Consider the following 22,124-nt stretch of genomic DNA (forward strand, 5'->3'; position numbering starts at 1 on the left):
GGCCCTCTCCCGCACGCGGGAGAGGGAGCAGATAGCGGTGCCGGAACGGGCGCTGCGGGGTGATCCGGCAACCGAAGCCGGAGCCGAAAGAGCCCGCCAACCACCGCCGGTGACGTCCCCTCTCCCGCTCCGCGGGAGAGGGTCAGGGTGAGGGTGGCGGCGCACCACCGGCCCTCACCCCAGCCCTCTCCCGCAAGCGGGAGAGGGAGCAGACAGAGGTGCCGGCGGGGACGGATGGCACGGGCACCGAGGCCCGGACGCTACGAGGCGACGCCTGCCGACAACGCGGCTTCGATGCGCGGCGCCGCAGCGCTGACGAGCACGAGGTCGCCGATCTGCCAGTCGCCGCTTGCGGCGACGCGGCAGCGCTGGCCGGCGGCCTCGACCTCGACGGCACCGTCGGCGTGCCGCGCGAGCACACGCGCCGGCACGCGCAGGCAGCCGTCGTCGGGCGGCGGTGCGGGCTGCAGGTCCTGCTGCAGCCGGCCCTGCTCCAGCCGCAGCAGCCGGCCGGTCAGGCGCAGCGCCTCGGCGGCATCGTGCGTGACCAGCAGCGCCGAAGGCCGGCCGTGGCCCGGCATGTCGCCACGGCGCAGGCGCAGCAGGCCGTCCTGCAGCTCGTGGCGCAGTTCGGCGTCGAGCGCCGACAGCGGCTCGTCGAGCAGCAACAGCCGCGGCTGCGACGCCAGCGTGCGCGCCAGCGCCAGGCGCTGCTGCTGGCCGCCGGAGAGCTGATCGGGCCGGCGCTCGGCCAGCGCCGCCAGCCCGGCCCAGTCCAGCCAGTCGCCGGCCAGGTGTTTGGGCGCGCCCGGGCGCAAGGCGAACTCGACGTTGCGCCGCGCCGTCATCTGCGGGAACAGCGCGTGGTCCTGGAAGACGAACCCGACACGGCGATGGCGTGTCGGCACGAAGAGGCCACGCTCGGCGTCGGACCAGCATTCGTCGCCCCAATCGACCCGCCCGGCCTCGGGCCGCGCCAGCCCGGCGATCAGCCGCAGCAGCGTCGTCTTGCCGGCGCCCGACGGCCCCAGCAGCGCCGCCCATGCGCCGGGCGCCAGGCGCAGCGCGACGTCCAGCCGCATCGGCCCCTGGGCCGAGGCCAGCGTCGTCGCGACCTGGAGCTGCAGCGCACGCGGCGTGTCGTCGTCGGCCGTTGGCGGCCGGGGCCAGAGTTTCATGCGCGCGAGCGTTGCACGCGCCGTGCCGGGGCGTGCGTCGCCGCGTGTTCGTGCACGCCGCCGGTGTGCGGCGCGGCTTCGGGCAGCCCGCCCTGGCCCAGGCCGCTGAGGATGCCGCAGGCGGCGCCGTCGCCCGGCGTGTCGCAGCGCGCACGTAGCGCCCGCAACGAGGCTTCCAGTGCTCGCAGTTCCTCGATGCGGTGCACGACGTGGCCGATGTGTTCGTCCAGCAGCGTATTGACGCCGCTGCAGTCGGCCGGCGGCGCGTCGCGGAAGGCGAGCAGCGCGCGCACCTCGTCCAGCGACATGTCCAGCGCCCGGCACTGGCGGATGAAAGCCAGGCGCTCCAGCTCGGCCTCGCCGTAGACGCGGTAGTTGCCGCCTGAACGCGGCGGCGCCGGCAGCAGGCCTTCGCGTTCGTAATAGCGGATCGTTTCGACCGGCGTGCCGCAGGCCGCCGCGAGTTCGCCGATGCGCATGACCATCCTTTCGTGCCCGACGCTTGACTCTAAACCCGCTACAGGGTCTGCAATGGCGCCATGGACACAACGAAGACCGATTCCGACGGCTGCGGCGAAGGCTGCGGCTGCACGCCGGTGGCCACGGTGGCCTTGCCGATGCCGACGCGGCGGCGGCGCGCGGCGGAACCCGCGCACGAACATGCGCAAGAGCAATCGCACGAGCACGGACACGACCACGCGCACGACCCCGGCCGTGCCCACACGCACGGCGACGAGCACGCGCACGAACACGATTGCTGCGGCGGCGCCTGCGCGGCGCCCGCCGACACCCCGCCCGACCCCGGCGGCCCCGGCCTGAAGCTGCGCATCCCGGCGATGGACTGCGCCGTCGAGGAGGCGCAGATCCGCCGCGCGCTCGAAGGCATCGCCGGCATCCGGACGCTGCGCTTCGCGCTCGCCGAACGCACGCTGCGCCTGGACGCCGAACCGGCGGCGCGCGACGCCGCGCTGGCCGCGATCCGCCGCGCCGGTTTCGCCGCCGAGCCGCTGGCCGACGACGCCGCGCCGCTGCCCTGGTGGCGCGCCGCCGGCCTGCCGCGCCTGGGCGCGGCGCTGGCGCTGGCCGCCGCGGCCGAGCTGTTGCACGCCCTGCTGCCGGCCTCCCAGACCGCCGAATGGGCCGGCATGGCGCTCGCCGCCGCGGCCATCGCACTCGCCGGCCTGGGTGTGCTGAAGAAGGGTTTCGCCGCGCTGGCGCGCCGCCGGCTGGACATCAACGCGCTGATGTCGGTGGCCGTCGTCGGCGCCTTCGCGATCGGCCAGTGGCCCGAGGCGGCGATGGTGATGGCGCTGTACACGATCGCCGAGCTGATCGAGGCCCGCGCGGTGGACCGCGCACGCGGCGCGATCGCCGCGCTGATGGCGATGGCGCCCGAAGTCGCGACGCTGCGCCGCGCCGGCGCCTGGGTCACGCTGCCGGTGGCCGAAGCCGCCGTCGGCGAGACGCTGCGGGTGCGCCCGGGCGAACGTTTCCCGGTCGACGCCGTGCTGACGGACGGCACGACCAGCGTCGACCAGGCCGCCGTCACCGGCGAGAGCCTGCCGGTGGACAAGCAGCCCGGCGACGCGCTGTTCGCCGGCACGCTGAACCTGTCGGGCGCGGTCGAGGCGCGCATCACGGCGCCAGCCTCGCGCTCGACGCTGGCGCGCATCGTCGAAGCCGTCGAACACGCGCAGGCCTCGCGCGCGCCGACGCAGCGTTTCGTCGACCGCTTCGCCGCGGTCTACACGCCGGCCGTGTTCGCCGTCGCGCTGGCGGTGGCGCTGGGCGGGCCGCTCGTCGCCGGCTGGGCCTGGACCGCGGCGCTGTACAAGGCGCTGGTGCTGCTGGTCATCGCCTGCCCCTGCGCGCTGGTGATCTCGACGCCGGTGGCGCTGTCCAGCGGCCTGGCGGCGGCGGCGCGGCGCGGCGTGCTGCTCAAGGGCGGCGCGCACCTCGAAGCCGCGCGCCGCATCCGCGCCGTGGCCTTCGACAAAACCGGCACGCTGACCGAAGGCCGGCCGCGTCTCGTGCACTGGCAGACGCTGGCCGGTGACGAGGCCGCGGCGCGTGCGCTGGGCGCCGCGCTGGCGGCGCAGACCGACCACCCGGTGTCACGCGCCATCGCCGCCGGCCTGGCGCCGGCCGCAGCAGCGGCCGTCAGCGCGGTGCAGGCGCTGCACGGGCGTGGTGTCGTCGCCGAAGCCGACGGCGCCGCCGTCTGGCTGGGCAGCCGCCGCCTGGCCGCCGAACGCGGCGCGCTGACGCCCGAGCTCGAAGCGGCGCTGGCCGAGCACGAACGCCAGGGCCGCGGCCTGACGCTGCTCGGCCGCGGCGCGCAGGCGCTGGCGCTGTTCGCCGTCGCCGACACGCTGAAACCCGGCGCACGCGACGCGGTCTCGGCGCTGAAGGCGCTGGGCGTCGTGCCGGTGATGCTGAGCGGCGACCACGGCGCCGCGGCGCAGGCGGTGGCCGCCGAAGCCGGCATCGCCGAAGTGCGTGCCGACCTGCTGCCCGAAGACAAGCTGGCCGCGATCGAAGAGCTGCAGCGCCGACACGGCCCGACGGCGATGGCCGGCGACGGCCTGAACGACGCCCCGGCGCTGGCGCGCAGCGACCTCGGCATCGCGATGGGCGCCGCCGGCACCGACGTCGCGATCGAGGCCGCCGACGTCGTCGTGATGAACGACGACCCGCGCCGCGTCGCCGAGACCGTGCGCCTGTCGCGCGCGACGCATGCGGTGCTGGTGCAGAACATCGTGCTGGCGCTGGGCATCAAGGCGGTGTTCCTGGCGCTCGCGGTGTTCGACGACGCGACGATGTGGATGGCCGTCTTCGCCGACATGGGCGCCAGCCTGATCGTCGTCTTCAACGGCCTGCGGCTGCTGCGCCGCGCGAAAGGCTGATCAGCCGGGGCGGCGCGCCAGCAGGCCGATCAGCGCCGCCCGGCCGACGTGCTGCGTGCCCTCGGCGAGTTCGGCTTCGTACTCGGCGAGGTCCAGGATCTCCAGCCCGGCGAAGGCTTCGCGCAGCAGCTCGGGCGTGTAGAGGTGGTCCAGGCGCCCCGGCCCGCCGCTGCGGTAGGCCAGCTGCGCCGGCGTGTAACCCTGCAGCACCAGGCAGCCGCCGGGGCGCAGCGCACGCGCCATGCGCTCGAACAGGCGCGCGCGCGTCGGCGGGTCGGCGAACTGCACGAAGACCGCAGCGACCAGGTCGTAGGCCGCTTCAGGCCAGGCCCAGTCGTCGCAGCCGGCGACTTCGTAATGCACCACGACGCTGGCCTCGGCCGCCAGGCGCTGCGCCTTGGCCACCGCGACCTCCGAGATGTCGAAGGCGTCGACCTCGAAACCACGCCGCGCCAGCCAGACGCTGTTGCGGCCTTCGCCGTCGGCGACACACAGTGCGCGCCCGCCGGCCGGCAGCCGCGCCGCCAGGCTCTCCAGGTAGGCGTTGGGCGCCGTGCCGAACAGATAGCCCTCGGCGCGGTAACGCTGGTTCCAGGCGCCGGCGGGGTCGTCGAAGACGGGGGTGTTGTCTCGGCTCATGCGTCGATTGGGCCACGTCCCGGGAGGCCCCGCAGCCGGCCCCGGAACCCCCGGGGGTAGCATCGCGGCGTCAGCCTGCCTGGAGCCCTGTTCATGCGCCGTGCCCTCGCCCTCGCCTGCCTCGTCTGCGCCCCCGCGGTCTTCGCCGCCGACGACGGCCGCACGTTCGTCCCGATGACGCCGGCCGCGCAGGCCACGCTGCGCGACGAGATGCTGGGCAACCTGCGTGCGCTCAACGAGCTGATCACGCTGGTGGCCGACGGCAAGCTGGCCGAGGCCGCGGCGGTGGCCGACACCGAACTCGGCTTCGGCGCGATGGGCCGCAACCGCGCGCTGCCGATGGACGCGCGCCCCGGGCCGCAGATGCCGCAGGCGATGCACCGCATGGGCATCGAAGGCCACCAGGCCGCGAACCGCTTCGCCGAGGCCGCCAGAGCCGGCGACCAGGCGCTGGCGCTGCGCCGGCTGGGCGAGCTGACGACGACCTGCGTCGTCTGCCATCACGCCTGGCGCACGCGCTGAGTTCGACTCAAAGCCGCGGGCGGTAGTCGAAGGCCGACGCCGCGCGCGGGTCGGTGAAGGGTTCGACCGGCTGCGCGCGTGTGACCGCCGCGTTGACCAGCGAAGCCGGGAACACCTCCAGCCCGGTGTTGTAGAGCTCGACGTTGCGGCTGAAGATCGTCAGCGCCGCCGTCACTTCCTTCTGCAGGTCCACGAGCTGCGCCATCAGCTCGCGCAGCGCACCGGCGGCCTGCAGCTCGGGATAGGCCTCGACGGCGATGCGCAGCCCCTTCAGCAGCTCGGCGCTGGCGCGTTCGGCCTGGGCCAGCGCGATGCCGTCGGGCTGGTTGCCCAGGCGGCCCAGGCTCTCGCGCAGCTGCGTCACGCTGGTCAGCAGGCCACGCTCGTACTCCTGGTAGGAGCCGACCAGCTCCTCCAGCTTCGGCAGCGTCTGCTGCTTCTGGCGCTCGTAGGCCAGCACGTCGGCCCAGGCGCGGCGCACCGCGTTGCGGCGCGAGACGATGCCGTTGTGGATGACGACGACGCCGCAAGCGACGGCGATGGCGGCCAGCACGACGATCAGGGTGGTGTTCACGGGAAGGCCTTTCGGGACGGGATCGGGGGCTCGGCGGCGGGCCGCGGCTGCAGCTCGGCGGCGGCGTCGGCCAGCACACGCAGCAGCACGGTCAGCGCCTCGAGCTTGGGCATCGTGGCGGTCGAGCGCACGCGCCAGCGCAGCTCGTCGACGCGGTCGGTGCGCCGCACGGCGTCGGCACGCGCCAGCAGGTCGTCGTCGGAGAACGAGATGCAGCCGCTGTCGCCGATGAAGTGCAGGTCCAGCGCCTTGAAGTGGCGCCCGGCCTCGACGAAGGCCTGCACGACCGACGGCGTCAGCAGCCGCGCGGCCTGCATCTCGCTGGCGGCGCCGGCGCGCCAGCGTTCACCGAACTCGATCGACGCGGTGCTCCACGGCACCGGCATGCGCGGCTTGCGCACCTCGGAGACGCCCAGCACCAGCGGCGGCGCCAGGTCGACGACGACACCGTGGCGGTGGTGCGTGGTGCGCCGCGTGTCGCGGTGGTGGCGGCCGTCGGCGTCGGTGCGCGAGTGGTCCTCCACCTCGACCCAGCGGAAGCGGTAGCAGGCGATGGTGTGCACCCGGCCGGCGTCGTCGGTCCATCCGCCCTGGACGAGGCGGTCGATGCTCTGATCCTCGTCGCCACGCTCGAAGTCGGGGAAACGCGCGCGCCAGTCGCGCCACAGCGCCTTGCCGTCGCAGGCGACGGTGACGAGCTCGCGGTCGAGCATCGCGGCCTGCGTCAGCACGGCGTCGATGAAGGCGCGGCGCGCCGACCACGTGGCCAGCAGCAGGCCGCCGCAGACCAGCGCCACCAGCCCGGCGAGCAACGCCTGGCCGTCCTCGCCGGCGTCGTGGCGCCAGGCGGCGGCGACGAGCGCGAGCACGGCCGCGACGATCAGCGGCAAGGGGTTGGCGCGCACGATGCGGCCGTCGCGGCCGGCGTGCCGGTCGACCTCGGCCAGCAGCAGCGCCTTGGACGGCAGCGAGGCGGCCAGACGCGCTGCCCGCTTCATGCGCAGCAGAAGCGGGATCACGGCGCACCTCGCAGGCGCGCGGCACGACGTTGGTGGCGGCAGGATCTGGACATCGGCGCGAGCGCGAGCATGCCACGGAGGCGCGCGGGCGCAGCCATCGCACCGGCGATTCGTTTTCTCGGTGCGTGAACGTGACAGTCGACGACGGAAGGTGCACTCACTGCCCCTAAGATGCCGGACCGAGACCAGAGCCCGCTGGACGACTTCCCGTCAACCCGGCGCCGGGCTGGACAGATCCCGGCATCCAATGGGCGCATCGACGACGACCATGACACCGAACCCCAGGACCTTCCTGAAACGCGTCATCCTGCGCAACTACAAGAGCATCGGCTATTGCGATGTCCGCTTGCGCGCGCTGACTTACCTCGTCGGGGTCAACGGCTCGGGCAAGAGCAACTTCCTCGACGCCTTGCATCTGGTGCGCGATGCGCTGAACGGTTCGCTGGACAACGCCATCAACGAACGCGGTGGTTTGAACGAAGTCAGGCGGCGCTCGAACGGCCACCCGACGCACTTCGGCATCCGGCTGGAGTTCGAGTTGCCCAGCGGCCAGTGCGGCTGGTACGCCTTCAACATCGGCGCACTGAAGGACCGCGGCTACGAGGTCTTCACCGAGGAATGCGTCATTGGCGGCATCGGCCGCGGACCGTTCTACCGGATCGACCGCGGCAGGCCGCGCGACTGCAGCGAGAGCACCTTCCCCACCGTCACCTCGGACCGCCTGGCGCTGGTGGCGGCGTCAGGCCTCGCAGTGTTCCGCCCGGTGTTCGACGCGCTGTCGTCGATGGGCTTCTACAACCTGAATCCGAAGCTGATGCGCGAGTTGCAGAAGCCGCAGGAGGGGCGACTGCTCAAGCCGGCGGGCGAGAACATCGCCAGCGTCATCGGTCACCTGGAACGCGTCGGTTCCGACCAGACAGCGATCATCCAGGAGTACCTGCAGACCGTGGTCCCCACGGTTCAAGGCATCGAACGCAAGCAGGTCGGCCACATGGAAACGCTGGAGTTCCGCCAGGAGATGGCCGGAGCTCACCATCCCTGGCGGTTCCTGGCACAGAACATGTCGGACGGCACCTTGCGTGCGCTCGGAGTTCTCGTCGCGCTGTTCCAGGCCAACCGCGACTACGCGCCCAGCCTCGTCGGCATCGAGGAGCCGGAGACCGCATTGCACCCGGCCGCCAGTTCTGCGCTGCGAGAGGCGCTGTCGCGGGCCTCGCAGAACACGCAGATCATCGTCACCAGCCACAGCCCCGACCTGCTCGACGACCGGGACATCCCTGCCGACTCGTTTCTCGCCGTGGCCTCCGAAGGTGGCGAGACCCGCATCGCGCCGCTGGACGAGGCCTCGCGGGACGTCCTTCGGCAGCAACTGTTCTCGCCGGGTGAACTGCTGAGGTTGAATCAGTTGGCGCCCGATCGGCAGGTGCTGGCGGAACAGCAGGCGCGTCAGGCAGATCTCTTCGGCGACCTGGCCCGATGAAGGTCGTGTCGATCGTCGAAGGCGACGGCGAGGTCACCGCGTTGCCGGTGCTGCTGCGGCGGATCGCGCAATGGCGTTCGCCCGGGGTTTATGCCGAGATCGCGCAGCCGATCCGGGTCCGACGCGATCGCTTCCTGAACCGGGCGGAGGAGTTCGAGCGCCATCTGCTGCTCGCAGCCAGGAAGTCGGGCGAAGGCGACTGGATCCTCGTGCTCTTCGACGCCGACGACGACTGCCCGGCCGAGACGGCCGCCATGGTGCTCGAGCGTGCCAGACGCGTCGTGCCACACCGCCGGATCTCCGTGGTGCTCGCCAACCGCGAGTACGAGGCCTGGTTCATCGCCGCCGCGCAATCACTGGACGGACACCGCGGATTCCGCTTCGACCCACAGGAAACCACTGCCGCCGAAACGCCACGCGATGCAAAAGGCTGGATGCGCCTCAGGATGAGCGCCGGCAGCTACGGCGAGACCACCGATCAGCCTGCCTTCTCGGCCAAGATGGACCTTGCGCAGGCTTTCGACAACAGCCGCTCATTCCGCAAACTCTGCACCGAATGGGACCGGGTGGCTGCGGCAGCGGCCTGAGCGATCACCGCGCCCCTGGGTCGCCCCCAGGACGCCGACAAACAACGCAAAACGCGGCGCTCAGGCCATCTGGCTCTGCAGGTAGTTCGGCAGCGTCACCAGGCCGATCAGGCGCAGCTGCTGTTCCAGCCAGTGGGCATGGTCCTGCTCGGTGTCGTCGAGCATCGGCAGCAGGATGTCGCGCGTGACGTAGTCGCGTTCGGTCTCGCACAGCGCCATCACCTCGCGCAGGTGCTGCACGACCCGCAGCTCGACGGCCAGGTCGTTCTGCAGGATCGACGGCACGTCGTGGCCGACGTCCAGTGCGCTGGGCGTCATGCGCGGCGTGCCGCCCAGCATCAGGATGCGGCGGATCAGCGCGTCGGCGTGCGCCGTCTCGTCTTCCATCTCGTGGCCGATGCGGTCGGCCAGCTTGGTGAGGCCCCATTCCGACAGCATGCGCGAATGGATGAAGTACTGGTCGCGGGCGGCAAGCTCGTCGACCAGCAGCGCGTTCAGCGCGTCGAGGATGGCGGGGTGGCCTTGCATCGGCTTGTCTCCTGGCGGGGCAATTCGCGCAAATCGTACGCCGGCGACGCGGTCTTTGCTCGCGCCGGTTTTGCGGGTTCGCCGCGACGCGCGGGCCGCGCCGGCGCGCGACACTGGGCGCCCGGACCGCGGGTCCGCCGCCTTCGCGAGGTCCCGATGCCGCACGATCCGGCCGACGACGCCGTGCGCGAGACGCTGGCCTTCATCCGCGCACACAGCTCGATCCGCTTCATCGCGCTGCCCTTCTTCCTGGGCGCGATCGCGGCGCTGGCCAAGGCCTATTACGACGCCGAACCGCCGCCGTCACCGACGCTGCTGGCGGCCACCGGGCTCGGGCTCAGCGCCGTCGCCGGCACGATCGAGGTCGTGCTGTCGCGCAACCTGATCGCCTGGTGGCGTGCGCTGGACCAACATTTCGCCACCGCGCCGCACTGGCGAATGGTGCGTGCGCACCGCGCGCCCGGCGCGCTGACGGCGGCGCGCTGGACGCTGTTCCTGCCCTACGTGGCGGCCTTCGTCTTCTGGCTGGTGCAGTTGGTCGGCTGCGTCGCGCCGGCCGGGCGTGGCGGCGCGGTGCTGGTGTTCGCGCTGCTGCTGGCGCTGCTGCTGTGTTCGGGCGCCGGCGCCGTCTGGCGCCGCGCCGCTCAGGAGCCGCCTTCGGGCACGTAGACGATGGAACCGTCCTTCATCCGGTAGGCGACGCCGGCCTTCTCGCCGTCGCCGCTGCCGATCGCGCCGCTGGCCTTGTAGCGCTCGATCTTCTCGCCCTTCTTCACCACCATCTCCATGCTCGGTTTGCCCGGGTCGGTGATGACGGTGACGTCGCGCTTGGAGAACGGGTTCATCAGCGGGTTCTGCGCCACCGTGATCAGCAGCGCGGCGATGACGACGAGGAAGATGTCGATCAGGTTGACGACCGAGAGGATGGGGTCGTCGTCCTGCGGCTCGTGCAGCAGCTTCATGCCACCGCCTTGCCGCGTGCGGCGGCGATCTCGACCAGTTCCTCGGCCAGCCAGCGCCGGCGCACGTTGACGACCCAGAAGGTGATCGACGCCGCGATCAGCGCCAGGATCACCGCCGAGAACGCGACGGTGAGGTTCTGCGACACCTGCGCCAGGTTGCCGTCGGACAGCGACTTCAGCGCCGGGCCCATCGGGATCATCGTCGCGACGAGCCCCAGCATCGGCGTCACGCGGCTGGCGATGCGCTGCGTCTCCAGCATCCGGTGGGCGTGCAGGTCCAGCGCGTCGTCGCTCAGGCCGCCGGCGGCGCGGTCGGCGGCCAGCAGCGGCCGGCCGCCGCCACGCCGGCGCTGCCAGGCGAGCGTGGCGAACTCGCCCAGCGCCCAGAAGGCGTAGAGGAAGAGCAGCGCGATCAGCGCCAGCGTCGGCAGCAGAAAGAGCTGCGCGACGTCGTACATGGTCGATTCGAGTGCGTGGTTCATGGCGTGTGGGCTGCCTTCAGGTGGCGAACGAAAGAGAGGAACGGTGGCGCCGGCCACGCAGCGCGCCGCCGGCCAGCGCCAGCGCGATGGCGGCCAGCGCCACTGCGGCACGCGAGGCCTCGGCCGGCGGCGGGGCGACACGTTCGAGCAGCAGGCCCTCGACCGGGGGCCGTGCCGCGGCGGGCTCGGGTGGAACGGGGGTCGCGTCGGCGGGCTTGGCCGGCGCCTGCGCGAGAGCAGCCGGCTGCGGCGCGAGGCCGAAGCCGACGAAGGCCGCAAACGCGGCGCTGTCGGGCCGCACGTCGTGGCGCTGCGCCAGCTCGCGCCAGCGCTGCTTCAGCTCGGCGACGCTCTCCGGCGCGGCCTTCCACTGGCCCAGGCGCGCGGCTTCGAGCATTCGTTCGATGACCTGCGCCATCGCGTGCGGGTTGCGGCTCTCGAACCAGCGGCGGATGCCGAGCTGGTGCTTGTCGCGCACGTAGACGTCCATGAACTCCTGCCACTGGTCGTCGCGCACGATCTCGCGCGCCACGCTCTGCCAGCCGGCGAAGTTGTTGATGCCGTCCAGCACCTGCAGCGTGCCGGCGTAGCCCTCGGCCATCAGGCCGCTGATGTGGCCGGGGTGGAAGTTGCGGGTCGCCAGCTCCTTGGCAAGGAACTCGGCGGCGCCTTCGACCCGCCCGGCGCCCGGCCCGCGCAGGTTGCTGATGTAGAGCTCGGGCGCCTTGCCGTCGAGGTGGCGCACCGCCAGCGACAGCCCGCCCAGGTACTGGAAGGGGTCGTCGGTGGTCAGCATGCCGTAGAGGTTGGAGCTGCGCGCCAGCACCGCGCCTTCGGTGCCTTTCAGGTGCTCGGCGTAGAGGTTGCCCTTGGCGCCGGCCTGGCCCCACTCGGCCTCGTCGGGGCCGTAGGCGTACTGCATGCGCGACAGGTACAGCGTCGCCAGCTTGCGGTCGCCTTCGGCCTGGGTCTTCCAGGTGTCGGTGGCCAGCGCCGCGTCGTCCAGGCCGCTGCCGTAACGGCCCGACTCGGACGAGAAGATGCGCGTCTGCCCGGCACGTTCGGCGGCGGCCGCGTCCAGGCCGCGTGCACGCAGCCCGGCGGCGATGCGGCGTGCGTTGGCGGCCACCGGGTTGTCGGCTTCGTCGGCCAGCGACGCCAGCCGCGCCGCCTTGGCGAGCTGGCGCATCACGTTCGGGAAGTGGTCGCGGTACAGCCCGGTGGCCGAGAGCACGACGTCGATGCGCGGCCGGCCCAGCGCGGCGCGCGGCACGAGCCTGACGTCGGCGACGCGCCCGCCGGCGTCCCAGACCGGCTCGACGCCCAGCGCCCACAGCGCCTGCGCTTCGAGCAGGCCCTGGTGGCGCATGGTCTCCACCGACCACAGCGTGAACGCCAGCTTGGCCGGCGTGCGCCCGGTCTTGGCGCGGTGCGCGGCGGCCAGTTGCTCCAGCGCCTGCTTGCCAGCTTCCCACGCCGCCTTCGTCGGCACGCGCGACGGGTCGAAGCCGTAGAGGTTGCGCCCGGTCGGCAGCGAGTCGGGGTTCTTGATCGGGTCGCCGCCGTAACTCGTCGGCCGGTAACGCCCGGCGAGTGCGTCCAGCAACCCGGCGAGCTCGCCTTCGGCGCCCAGGTCGGCGTACCAGCGCCGGCCGCGTTCGAGCGCTTCGCGCACCGAAGGCGGCAGCGCCGCGGGGTCGGCGCCTTCGACGATGAACTCGTGCAGGCGGCGGTAGGTGGCGGTCTCGGTCAGCTTGCGCCAGTCGCCGACCAGCACCTCGTCGGCCTCTTCGCCCGGTGCGGCCAGCGCGACGAGGGTCTCGCGGCCCAGCATCTCCATCACCATCGCCAGGCGCCAGCGTTCCTCGGGCGGCCGGCCGAAGGTATGCAGGCCGACCGGCTGCACCGTCAGCGCCAGTTCGTGCAGATGGTCGTGCAGCGCGCTGATGAAACCGGGGAAGTCGGCGTCCACGCGCGCTTCGCTCCAGCCCATGTCGGCGGCGATGCGTTCGCGCTTGACGCCGTCGGTGATCTGGCGCCGCAGCGCGTCGCGCACCTGGCCTTCGCCTTGCGCCAGCCACTGGTGCAGCGCGTCGTGCAGCGCCGTCAGCGCGTCGTGCAGCCCGGCCGGCGCCAGCGCAGGGGTCTGGTGCGAGACGACGACGGCGCGGCCGCGGCGTTTGGTCTGCAGCGCCTCGCCGATGTTGTCGACGATGTACGGGTAGACCACCGGCACATCGCCGACGGCCAGCAGCGCGTCGTCGAAGACCGAGAGCCCCCGCTCCTTGCCCGGCAGCCACTCCTGCGTGCCGTGGGTGCCGAAGTGCACCAGCGCGTCGGCGGCGAAGGCCTCGCGCGCCCAGAGGTAGACGGCGTAGTAGTGGTGCGAGGGCACGGCGCTGGTCGAGTGGTAGATGGCCTTCTCGCGGTCTTCCCCACGTTCACCGCGCGGCGGCTGCGGCAGCAGGCTGATGCCGCCCAGGCGCAGCCGCGGCACGACGAAACCGTCCTGGCCGCCGCGGCGCACGATCCAGGTCGACTTCTCGGGCGGGCCCCAGCGTTCCGTCAGCCGCGCGCCGACTTCAGGCGGCAGGGTCTCCAGCCAGGCGCGGTAGCGCGCGACCGGCAGCCAGTCGGCCAGGCCGTCGCGCAGCAGCCGCTCCAGCACCTCGCGGTCGGCGGCCGGGCGGTAGGCAGGCTCCAGCAGGCGCTGCAGCGAGGCCGTCAGCACCGCCTCGTCCTGGGTCTCGGTCGTGTAGCCGGCCCGGCGCAGCGCCGCCAGCGTCGCGACCAGGCTGCGCGGCAGGTTCATGAACGAGGCCGACAGGTTCTTCTCGCCCGGCGGGTAGTTCCAGAAGAACAGCGCGACGTGTTTGTCGGCCGCCGCCTTGCGCTGCAGCGCGACGAGCTTCATCGCCTTGGCGACGACGGCGTCGACCTGCGGCGCGATCGGCTCCAGGCGTTCGTCGGTGCCGCCGTTGGCCGAGGCGATCAGGATGTCGGTGATGCCGGCGGTCTCGGCCTGCGACAGGTAGAACGGCACGTCGTCGATGCGCACGCCCTGCGGGTCGGCACGCCAGGCGGCGGCGTCGCCGCGGCGGTAGTTCATCGCCTGGATCACCGGCACGCCCAGGGCCTCGAACTCGGCGCGACGGGCGTCGGGGCTCAGCGTGATCTGGGTGTTGATCAGCACGTCGACCGTCGGCCGGCCGTCGAGCAGCGCGACGCGGCGCACGGCGTCGGCGTCGAGCACCGGCGTGTAGAAGGCCAGCGGCACGGCGCCCTGCGCTTCCAGGCGGGCGATCAGCGCGTCCAGCAGCTCGGTCTCCTCGGCGGCGACGCTCTGCGGGTGGAAGACGATGCCGACGACCGGCGCTCGCTGGCCGTCGGCGGCCACGCCCTTCCAAGCCAGGTAGTCGCGGGTCGCCGCGGTGACCAGGCCGGGGTATTTCGGGTGGTAGATCCCGGTGGCCGGGAAGACCACCGGGTCCGGATGGCCGCCCCAGGGCCGGCCGTCCAGCCAGTCGTCCAGCGTCTGGACGAAGTGGCGCAGGTTGGGCCCGGCGCCGTTGACGTAATAGGCGTGCAGGCGCTTGGCCAGATCAGCCGGCACCTCGTGCGGGCGCGCCTCGGCGGTGGACAGCCAGACGTGGCGGCGGCGCTCCAGCGCCGGCAGCGCGGGGGCGAGTTTTTCGCGCATCCAGGCCTCGATGTGGGCGCGTGGTGCATCGAGCAGCACGAGGTCGGCGCCGTCCCAGAGCGTGGCGTCGATCGTCGTCAGCTTCTCGACGTAGCGGGCCTGCACCTCCAGCCCCAGCGGGCCGCCGGCGCGTGCCAGCGCCGCGAGCTTGGCCGGTGGCACCGGCGAGGTGGTGACGACGAGCACGCGCGCCGCCTGCGCCGGCAGCGCGAGCAGCAGCAGCAAGGCGGCGAGCACGACGGCCGCCGCCGCCAGCCGCCGGCGGGCGGCGGCGAGCGGGGCGGCGAGCTGGCAGGGCCGGCGCGTGGCCGGCGGGCTGGCGTCGCGGCGCATCAGAAGCGGTAGCGCACGCTGGCGTTGACGTTGCGGCCGGGCTGCGTGAACGCATCGACGGCGCGCGTGGTGGTCGTCAGCTCGCGTGCGTCGGCCCACTGGATGTACTTCTTGTCGAACAGGTTGGTGACGCCGAAGACGAGTTCGGTGTCCGGCCGCACCAGCCACCACATCGACAGATCGGCGACGGCGAAGCCGCCGGGCACGTACTGCGTGCCGGCCGAGTCGACCGGCACGTAGCGCCCCTGGCGCTTCATCGCGGTGACGGCGAACTCGGTGCCGAAGTGGCCGACCTCACGCTTGACGGCGAGCACCAGCTTGTCGGGCTCGACACTCTCCAGCGCCTGTTCGACGCCGCCTTCGCGGCTGTCGCCGTGGGCGTGGGCATAACGCGCCGACAGCGTCCAGCCGGGGTGCACGGCCCAGTCCAGCGTCGCCTCGACACCGCGGATGTCGACGCGGTTCAGGTTGACGGCCTGCAGGATCAGCGGGTCCAGCACGGTGCCGGCACCGCCGACCTCGACACCGGACTCGATGAAGTTCTTGTAGCGCGACTTGAACACCGTCGCCGTCCAGCGCAGCGCGCCGCTCTCGCCGCGCAGGCCGAACTCGGCGGTGTCGCTGGTCTCGGGCTTCAGATCGGGGTTGCCGATCGACATGTAGGGCGTGCTCGCGTTGAGGTTGGTGACGCCGCCGTTGACCTGCGACGGCGTCGGCGCGCGGAAACCGTGCGCCAGGTTGGCCACCGCGCGCAGCGCCGGCGAGAACTTCCAGACCAGGCCCAGCCGCGGCGAGAACTCGCTGCCCGACAGCGCCACCGGCGTGCTGGCGTTGTTGGCGCTGGCCAGCGGGTCGTTGCGCTCCGGGTCGAGCTTGAAGTGGTCCCAGCGCAGCGCCGGGATCAGCGCCAGCCGGCCGAGCGAGATCTCGTCCTGCACGAAGGCGCCGATCAGTCGGTAGTCGGTGTCGGGGAAGTTCTTCTTCTCGACGAACGGCGTCTGCGTGCTCGGAACGCCGTTCAGATGATTGCCGCCCTTGCTGATCGTCGTGACCTCGGTCGTCGACGCGTCCAGGCCCCAGACGATGCGCTGCGCGACCTCGGTGCCGAAGTTGGACTCGAACTGCAGGCTGCCGCCGACGGTCTTCTCGCCGTAACGCGTGTCGCGGTCGCGGCTGTTCCAGTTCGTCGTGTTGGAGCGGGCCTCGTAGCCGAGCTGGCGGTTCTCGCTGTCCTGCAGGTAGAGCGTGCCGCTGGCGCGCTGGAACCAGGCGGCGCGCGGGTCGCTGAACTCGTAGCCCGCCTTCAGCAGCGTGCGCTGGATGCGCTCGGCGGCCTCGACGTCGGTCGTCGTCGGGTACATCGGGTCGCCGAACAGCGTGTAGATCTCGCTGTCGAGCCGGCGGCTCATGTGCTCGGCGCTGAACTTCAGCTTCTGGCGCGCGTCCAGGCGCTGCTCGAGCTTGGCGAGCAGGAAGTTCGAGCGTGTGTCCTGCGGGTTGGCCGTGGTGCGGGTGTTGTTCTTCGCGTCGTTGTCGCCGCGGTTGTCGACCTCGTGGCCACGGCGCAGGCTGGCCAGCAGCATCGCCTCGGTGCCGCCTTCGGTGCGCAGCGCGAAGGTCGGCACCGCGACCCAGGAGTCGTCGGCGCTGCGGTAACCGAGCTTCAGCGACTCGGCATGCGTCTCGCCGTCGCGCAGCAGGTCCGACGGGTCCTTGGTGACGAAGCTCACCGCGCCGGCCAGGCCGTCCGAGCCATAGGACGCCGACGAGGGCCCGCGCAGCAGCTCCACACGCTTGAAGGCCTCGACGTCGATGTAGTCGCCGCGGCCGGCGAAGAACGGGCCGTTGGAGTACAGCATCGGCAGGCGCACGCCGTCGACCTGCAGCATCACCTGGTTGCCTTCGAGGCCGCGGATGTTGATGCCCTCGTTGCCGCCGCGGCCGGTGTTGTAGAAGGCCGCCGAACTGCGGTTGGGCAGCGAACGCACCGCGACGCCGGCCTCCTGCTTCAGCAGGTCCTGGATGTCGTTGGCGCCGCGCCGGTCGATCTCCTCGGCGCTGACGGCGCTGGCGGTGGCCGCGACCTCGTCTTCGTTGGCCTCGACACGCGTGGCCGAGACGACGACCTTGGGCAGCGGCGCCTGGGCGAGCAGCTCGCCGCGAGGGGCGGTCTGGGCCTGAGCCAGGCTGGCGGCGAGCGCCGCGGCGGCCAGGCTCAGCGGCTGAAGGACAAAACGGCGCGCACGGCGCGAACCCTGGGGCTGTGACATGGTGGTCTTTCTTGTGTCATGGCAACGGGCTGGCGGCCGGCGCCCGGAGACGGGCGTGGTGGCTGGCGGTCGGAGGAAGAGCAGGGAGACGGGGAAACGGGGACTCAGGTCCCGAAGCGGCCCTCGGCGCGCCAGGCGCCGCCGCCGAGCGCGCGGCGCAGCGCGACGAGCTGCTCGGCCTGGCGGCGGTTCTCGCGCACCAGCTCGAGCCGGGTGCGCAGGTCGGGCGTCTCGACGTGCAGCAGCCGCAGCTCGTCGCGCAGCTGGGCGATCTCGGTGTCGCGGCGGATCAGCAACGCACGCAGGCGCATCGCGTCGGCCTCGGCGGCGTCGGCGCGGTGCTGCAGCGCGTGCAGCGCGGCGCCGGTTTCGGCACGCGCCAGCGCGTGCACGGCAGCGGTTCGCGGCAGCGGCGCGTTCATGCCTGCAGCTCCGCGTCGAGCTGGGCGACGAGGCGGCGCCAGCCGCAGCGCTCGCGGCGCGGGCCGGCGTCGTCGCCCAGGCGGGCGATCGGCGCGCCGGCGGCGTCCAGCAGCAGCAGCGTCTGGCGCAGCCCGGCCCGCGACGGACAGGCCAGCAGCCAGGCCTCGGCCACCGCGTCCTCGCGCAGATGCAGGCGCACGCCGCCGGCTTCGGCCTCGGTCCAGCCGCGGGCCTGGCGCACGGCGCGCCAGTCGCCGCCGCAGGCGCCGGCGCCGGGCACCTCGACGGCCAGCCCCACGCCCTGCTGGGCCGCGGCGGCCAGCAGCTCGTGCGCGCTGGTCGGCGCGACACGGCGCGCGAAGTCGGGGCCGGCCAGGCGGCAGGCCTCGGCCGGCGCCAGCGCGAAGCGCGCCAGCAGCCGCTCGAAGCCGTCGGGGCCGCGCATCGCGCTCCAGACCTGGCGCAGCGTCGCGGCGTCGGCGGGCACGGACGCGGCACGCACGGCGCGCACGCGCCGCGCCACCAGCGGCCGCGGTGCCGGCTCGAAACAGGCGCAGGCCTCGACGAGGTCGAACCAGGCGGCCACGCCGCCGGCGTCCAGCGGCGTCAGCTCGGCCAGGCTGTCGCCGGCGGCGTCGAAGAACTGCAGGCTGCGCAACACGCCGCCGTCGGCGCCGCGCTGCTCGAGCGCGAAGGCGTGCGCCCAGCGCTCGGGCGCCTGGGCCGCGCCCTGGCGCTCGACGCGGCAGGCCCGGTGGCCGGCCACGGTGCGGGTGGGCCCGAACCGCGCCAGCGCGGCGGCGATGTCACGCCGGCGCACGCGCAGCCGGCGCGCGGCCAGCGGCGACTCGGCCCGGTCGAAGCAGCCGGCGTGGGCGGCAACGAGTTCGGCCTCGCGCACGCCCAGCGCGGCGGCCGCGTCGCAGCGCTGCAGCGCGGCGCCGGCGGCGCTGGCGCCGCCCAGCGAACCGAAGACGCGGCGCAGCGCGGGGGCGCGCACGCCCGGCGGCGGCAGCGTCAGGCCCTGGAGGACCCGGGGAACGGAGGACATCGTGTGCACGGAACGCTCCTGGACATCGGGGCGCACGTGCTGGCGGATCGCTGGCTGGTGCTGCGGTGGAAAGACGGCGCGGACTACTTGGTCAGGATCAGCTTGCCCATCGAGGTGATGCGCATGCGGTAGACGGCCTCGCCATGCTGGATCTCGATCTCCTCGGCGCCGGCGAACAGTTCGGCGCTGGTCCAGCGCGGGCGGCGGGCCGCGGCGCAGGAGGCGGCGGCACGCAGCGGCGGCTGGGCGGCCGGCGGCCGGGGGTCACGAGAATCGGGTTGCATCGGGGGTGTCCTGTGTCCGAAGCCGCACTCTAATGCGAACCATTCTCATTAACAAGCCCCTGAGGCCGTGTCGATGGCCCGGACACCACGCCGCAGCCGGCGCGAAGCCCTTTTGAGCGGCCGCCGCGGGCTCGGAGCCGCGGCGAACCGTTACAACATCGCCTGCCGCCGACCGTTCCCCGTCCCGATGCCCCGTTTCCCCCTCGACGCCCCTGCCCGCCTGCCGCTGTCGGCGATGCTCGAACAGCTGGCCCGCGACGACTCGCGTGAACGTGTCGCCGTCGGCGACCTGCTGGCCGCGCTGGGCGACCGCGCGCTGGCGGCGCTGCTGTTCGTCTTCGCCTTCCCGAACGTGCTGCCGACGCCGCCGGGCACCTCGGCGATCCTGGGGGCGCCGCTGATCTTCCTCGCCGCGCAGCTGGCCTTCGGCCTGAAGCCGTGGCTGCCCCGGGTGATCGCGTCGCGCTCGATGGCGCGTGCCGACTTCGAGCGCCTGATCACGCGCGTGTCGCCATGGCTGGCGCGCGCCGAACGCCTGCTGAAGCCGCGCTGGAGCACGCTGGCGGCGCCGCCGATGGAGTACCTGATCGGCCTCGTCTGCCTGCTGCTGTCGTGCGTGCTGGTGCTGCCGGTGCCGCTGGGCAACATGCTGCCGGCGCTGGCGGTGAGCCTGTTCGCGCTCGGCGTGCTCGAACGCGATGGCGTCTGGGTGATCGCCGGCGCGGTGGCGGCGGTCGTCGCCGCGGTCGTCGTCTCCGGCGTCGTCTGGGCGATGGTCAAGGGCGCCGTCTACTTCGCCACCCAGGTGCTGGGCCTGGGCGGCTGAGCCGGCGCCGACTCAGGGCGCCGGCGGCGGCCCGTCGCGCAGTTCGCGGCGCAGGATCTTGCCGATGTTGGTGCGCGGCAGCGGCTGCTCGCGGAACTCGATCTGGCGCGGCATCTTGTAGCCGGTGAGGTGCTGGCGGCAGTGCGCCAGCAGCTCGCGCTCGGTCAGCTCGGGGTCGTGGCGCACGACGAAGACCTTGACCGCCTCGCCCGAACGTTCGTCGGGCACGCCCACCGCGCCGGCTTCCTGCACCCCGGGGTGCATCGTCAGCACGTCCTCGACCTCGTTCGGGAAGACCTTGAAGCCCGAGACGACGATCATGTCCTTCTTGCGGTCGGTGATGCGGATGTTGCCCTGCTCGTCCATCGTGCCCATGTCGCCGGTGCGCAGCCAGCCGTCGGCGGTCAGCACCTCGGCGGTCTCCTCGGGCCGCTGCCAGTAGCCGCGCATGATCTGCGGGCCGCGCAGGCGGATCTCGCCGACGCTCCCGGGCGGCAGCGCGCGGCCCTCGTCGTCGGCGATGACGACGTCGGTGCTCGGGATCGGCATGCCGATCGTGCCGCTCCACTCGTGCACGTCGACCGGGTTGGCGATCGCCACCGGCGAGGCCTCGGTCAGGCCGTAACCCTCGACCAGCGGCACCCGGGCGCGTTCGCGCCAGCGCTGGGCGACGACGTGCTGCACCGCCATGCCGCCGGCCACCGCGAGCTTCAGCCCGCTCAGGTCGACCCGCGCGAAACCCGGTGCGTCGAGCAGCGCGCGGTACAGCGTGTTGACGCCGACGATGCCGGTGAACGGCACCGTCTGCAGCGTCTTCAGCATCTCGCCCATGTCGCGCGGGTTCGGGATCAGCACCAGCTTGGAGCCCTTGCGCAGGAAGACGAAGGACGCCATCAGCGCGAACACGTGGTACATCGGCAGCGGCAGCACGACGGTCTCGCGGCCGTCCTGCATGTCGCGCGCCAGCCAGGCCGTCACCTGCAGCACGTTGGCCAGCACGTTGCCGTGGGTCAGCATCGCGCCCTTGGCGACGCCGGTGGTGCCGCCGGTGTACTGCAGGAAGGCCAGGTCGTCGTGGCCCAGCGTGACCGGCGACAGCGCGCGGCGGCGCCCGGCGGCCAGCGCCTGGTTGAAGCCGACGGCACCCGGCAGCCGCCACGGCGGCACCATCTTCTTCACGTGGCGCACGACGGCGTTGACGACGTGGCCCTTGAAGCCGAGCAGGTCGCCGGCGCCGGTGGTGACGATGGCGCGCAGCCGCGTCGCCGCGACCACCTGCTCCAGCTTGGACGCGAAGTTCTCCAGCACCACGATGGCCGCGGCGCCCGAGTCCTGCAGCTGGTGCTCCAGCTCGCGCGGCGTGTACAGCGGGTTGACGTTGACGACGACCAGCCCCGCGCGCAGCACGCCCAGCAGCGCCACCGGGTACTGCATCAGGTTGGGCATCATCAGCGCGACACGTTCGCCGCGCACCAGGCCGGCGCCGTGCTGCAGCCAGGCGGCGAAAGCGAGGCTCGCCTCGTCGAGCTGGCGGTAGCTCATCGTGCGGCCCATCGACCACAAGGCGGGCTGATCGGCGAAGCGGGTGCAGGCGTCGGCGAGCGCGTCGACCAGCGACGCGTGGCAGCCGACGTCGATTTCCGGCGGAATGCCGTCCGGATAGTGGGCGAGCCAGGGCTTGAACATGAGGCCGGCGATGGTCGCACAGCGCGTGCATGCCGGGTTCGCCCGGCGATGACGGAGCATGAGCGAAGTCAAATCACCGCACCGCTTCGGGGCATCGGCTGTCACACGGCGTTCACGGCACTGCCATCCGCCAGGCCCAGCATGGATGCTCCTGGAGGCGAAACGATGCTGATCTTCGTGAACACCGAGTGCCTGACGCGCCTGGCCGACGCCGAGGATGCGCAAGGCGGGCTGCCCGGTTTCGAGGCCGTGCTGCAGGCCTGGCCGCAGCTGCGGGTGGTGCTGGCCGACGAGCGCCGCCACTGGACGACGATCGACCGCCTGCGTGCACCGTTCAGCGCGCCGCTGCACGGGCGCATCCTCGGCACGACGCCGATCTACGGCGCGCTGGCGCAGTCGCGCCCGGGGCGCGAGGACGAGATCCTCGACTGGCTGCGCCAGGCCGACGCCGAGGACGCCGACTGGCTGGCGGTGGACGACCGTGCCGACGAGTTCCACGCCCACGCCCACCGGCTGCTGGCCTGCCGCCGCTTCGGCGCCGCCGAGGCCGCCGAGCTGCACGGCCGGCTGCACCGGCGCTCGCTGCGCCGCGAGGCCGTGGTGCGCGTGCTGCCGCCGCCGCCGCGGCGCACGCTGCCGCTGGGGGCCTGAGCCCGGCCCATGCCCCGGACGCT

The 22,124-nt window shown here is 72.8% G+C and carries 21 protein-coding genes; 7 read left to right on the top strand and 14 right to left on the bottom strand.

Going from position 1 to position 22,124, the window contains the following annotated elements:
* Positions 1 to 260: 260 nt before the first annotated feature.
* Together G5B56_RS09420 and cadR are read right to left on the bottom strand one after the other, a co-directional pair.
* Complete coding sequence (locus G5B56_RS09420) at positions 261 to 1,178, bottom strand: ABC transporter ATP-binding protein (RefSeq protein WP_164963027.1); 918 nt, start codon at positions 1,176 to 1,178, stop codon at positions 261 to 263.
* The gene (gene cadR / locus G5B56_RS09425; protein WP_164963028.1) at positions 1,175 to 1,657 is read right to left on the bottom strand and encodes a Cd(II)/Pb(II)-responsive transcriptional regulator; all 483 of its coding nucleotides are present in this window, start codon (positions 1,655 to 1,657) and stop codon (positions 1,175 to 1,177) included. The genes G5B56_RS09420 and cadR overlap by 4 nt, the downstream gene beginning before the upstream one ends.
* A 60-nt stretch (positions 1,658 to 1,717) precedes the next feature.
* Here cadR and G5B56_RS09430 point away from each other — a divergent pair, with 60 nt between their 5' ends.
* On the top strand, positions 1,718 to 4,084 hold the full coding sequence (locus G5B56_RS09430; RefSeq protein WP_164963029.1) for a heavy metal translocating P-type ATPase: 2,367 nt from the start codon (positions 1,718 to 1,720) through the stop codon (positions 4,082 to 4,084).
* Here the strand turns inward: G5B56_RS09430 and G5B56_RS09435 are convergent, their stop codons facing one another.
* The gene (locus G5B56_RS09435; protein WP_164963030.1) at positions 4,085 to 4,723 is read right to left on the bottom strand and encodes a bifunctional 2-polyprenyl-6-hydroxyphenol methylase/3-demethylubiquinol 3-O-methyltransferase UbiG; all 639 of its coding nucleotides are present in this window, start codon (positions 4,721 to 4,723) and stop codon (positions 4,085 to 4,087) included.
* A 93-nt stretch (positions 4,724 to 4,816) separates the two neighbouring features.
* Between G5B56_RS09435 and G5B56_RS09440 the strand changes: the two genes are divergently transcribed.
* Positions 4,817 to 5,245, top strand: a complete 429-nt coding sequence (locus tag G5B56_RS09440; protein ID WP_164963031.1) for a cytochrome C — start codon at positions 4,817 to 4,819, stop codon at positions 5,243 to 5,245.
* A 7-nt stretch (positions 5,246 to 5,252) separates the two neighbouring features.
* On the opposite strand, the gene G5B56_RS09445 is transcribed toward G5B56_RS09440, so the two are convergent.
* Positions 5,253 to 5,819 (bottom strand): LemA family protein, encoded by a 567-nt coding sequence (locus G5B56_RS09445; RefSeq protein WP_009858390.1) that lies wholly within the window; start codon positions 5,817 to 5,819, stop codon positions 5,253 to 5,255.
* Positions 5,816 to 6,838 (bottom strand): hypothetical protein, encoded by a 1,023-nt coding sequence (locus G5B56_RS09450; protein ID WP_164963032.1) that lies wholly within the window; start codon positions 6,836 to 6,838, stop codon positions 5,816 to 5,818. Before G5B56_RS09450 ends, G5B56_RS09445 begins: the two co-directional genes overlap by 4 nt.
* A 268-nt stretch (positions 6,839 to 7,106) precedes the next feature.
* Between G5B56_RS09450 and G5B56_RS09455 the strand changes: the two genes are divergently transcribed.
* Positions 7,107 to 8,318 (top strand): AAA family ATPase, encoded by a 1,212-nt coding sequence (locus G5B56_RS09455; protein ID WP_164963033.1) that lies wholly within the window; start codon positions 7,107 to 7,109, stop codon positions 8,316 to 8,318.
* A complete protein-coding gene (locus G5B56_RS09460) occupies positions 8,315 to 8,905 on the top strand; it encodes a DUF4276 family protein (RefSeq protein WP_164963034.1) in 591 nt (196 codons plus the stop codon). Before G5B56_RS09455 ends, G5B56_RS09460 begins: the two co-directional genes overlap by 4 nt.
* Positions 8,906 to 8,965: 60 nt before the next feature.
* Here the strand turns inward: G5B56_RS09460 and bfr are convergent, their stop codons facing one another.
* The gene (gene bfr / locus G5B56_RS09465; protein WP_164963035.1) at positions 8,966 to 9,433 is read right to left on the bottom strand and encodes a bacterioferritin; all 468 of its coding nucleotides are present in this window, start codon (positions 9,431 to 9,433) and stop codon (positions 8,966 to 8,968) included.
* A 156-nt stretch (positions 9,434 to 9,589) separates the two neighbouring features.
* On the opposite strand from bfr, the gene G5B56_RS09470 reads away from it, so the two are divergent.
* Positions 9,590 to 10,102: a hypothetical protein gene (locus tag G5B56_RS09470; protein WP_164963036.1), complete on the top strand. Its 513-nt coding sequence runs from the start codon at positions 9,590 to 9,592 to the stop codon at positions 10,100 to 10,102.
* Here the strand turns inward: G5B56_RS09470 and G5B56_RS09475 are convergent.
* The 7 genes from G5B56_RS09475 to G5B56_RS09505 form a co-directional block, all read right to left on the bottom strand.
* The gene (locus G5B56_RS09475) at positions 10,078 to 10,395 is read right to left on the bottom strand and encodes a DUF2149 domain-containing protein (protein WP_009858382.1); all 318 of its coding nucleotides are present in this window, start codon (positions 10,393 to 10,395) and stop codon (positions 10,078 to 10,080) included. The two genes, G5B56_RS09470 and G5B56_RS09475, sit on opposite strands and share 25 nt — an antisense overlap.
* Positions 10,392 to 10,877, bottom strand: a complete 486-nt coding sequence (locus tag G5B56_RS09480; RefSeq protein ID WP_164963037.1) for a MotA/TolQ/ExbB proton channel family protein — start codon at positions 10,875 to 10,877, stop codon at positions 10,392 to 10,394. Before G5B56_RS09480 ends, G5B56_RS09475 begins: the two co-directional genes overlap by 4 nt.
* 16 nt (positions 10,878 to 10,893) lie before the next feature.
* On the bottom strand, positions 10,894 to 14,910 hold the full coding sequence (gene cobN / locus G5B56_RS09485; protein ID WP_240920681.1) for a cobaltochelatase subunit CobN: 4,017 nt from the start codon (positions 14,908 to 14,910) through the stop codon (positions 10,894 to 10,896).
* Positions 14,910 to 17,180: a TonB-dependent hemoglobin/transferrin/lactoferrin family receptor gene (locus G5B56_RS09490; RefSeq protein WP_009856350.1), complete on the bottom strand. Its 2,271-nt coding sequence runs from the start codon at positions 17,178 to 17,180 to the stop codon at positions 14,910 to 14,912. Before G5B56_RS09490 ends, cobN begins: the two co-directional genes overlap by 1 nt.
* Before the next feature lie 104 nt (positions 17,181 to 17,284).
* Entirely contained in the window at positions 17,285 to 17,602 is a 318-nt protein-coding gene (locus G5B56_RS09495; protein ID WP_009856351.1) for a hypothetical protein, read from the bottom strand.
* On the bottom strand, positions 17,599 to 18,654 hold the full coding sequence (locus G5B56_RS09500) for a ChuX/HutX family heme-like substrate-binding protein (RefSeq protein WP_164963038.1): 1,056 nt from the start codon (positions 18,652 to 18,654) through the stop codon (positions 17,599 to 17,601). Before G5B56_RS09500 ends, G5B56_RS09495 begins: the two co-directional genes overlap by 4 nt.
* An 83-nt stretch (positions 18,655 to 18,737) precedes the next feature.
* Positions 18,738 to 18,938, bottom strand: coding sequence for a hemin uptake protein HemP (locus G5B56_RS09505; RefSeq protein WP_009857022.1), 201 nt, complete (start codon positions 18,936 to 18,938; stop codon positions 18,738 to 18,740).
* Positions 18,939 to 19,125: 187 nt separating this feature from the next.
* Between G5B56_RS09505 and G5B56_RS09510 the strand changes: the two genes are divergently transcribed.
* Positions 19,126 to 19,764, top strand: coding sequence for an exopolysaccharide biosynthesis protein (locus tag G5B56_RS09510; RefSeq protein ID WP_037290853.1), 639 nt, complete (start codon positions 19,126 to 19,128; stop codon positions 19,762 to 19,764).
* A gap of 12 nt (positions 19,765 to 19,776) precedes the next feature.
* Here G5B56_RS09510 and G5B56_RS09515 read toward each other — a convergent pair whose 3' ends face one another.
* A complete protein-coding gene (locus G5B56_RS09515) occupies positions 19,777 to 21,450 on the bottom strand; it encodes an AMP-binding protein (RefSeq protein ID WP_164963039.1) in 1,674 nt (557 codons plus the stop codon).
* Positions 21,451 to 21,615: 165 nt separating this feature from the next.
* Between G5B56_RS09515 and G5B56_RS09520 the strand changes: the two genes are divergently transcribed.
* Positions 21,616 to 22,101, top strand: a complete 486-nt coding sequence (locus G5B56_RS09520; protein WP_164963040.1) for an HAD domain-containing protein — start codon at positions 21,616 to 21,618, stop codon at positions 22,099 to 22,101.
* Positions 22,102 to 22,124 lie beyond the last annotated feature (23 nt).

This window comes from Rubrivivax sp. JA1026 (genome assembly GCF_011065555.1).
GTDB classification, from domain to species: Bacteria; Pseudomonadota; Gammaproteobacteria; order Burkholderiales; family Burkholderiaceae_C; genus Rubrivivax; species Rubrivivax benzoatilyticus.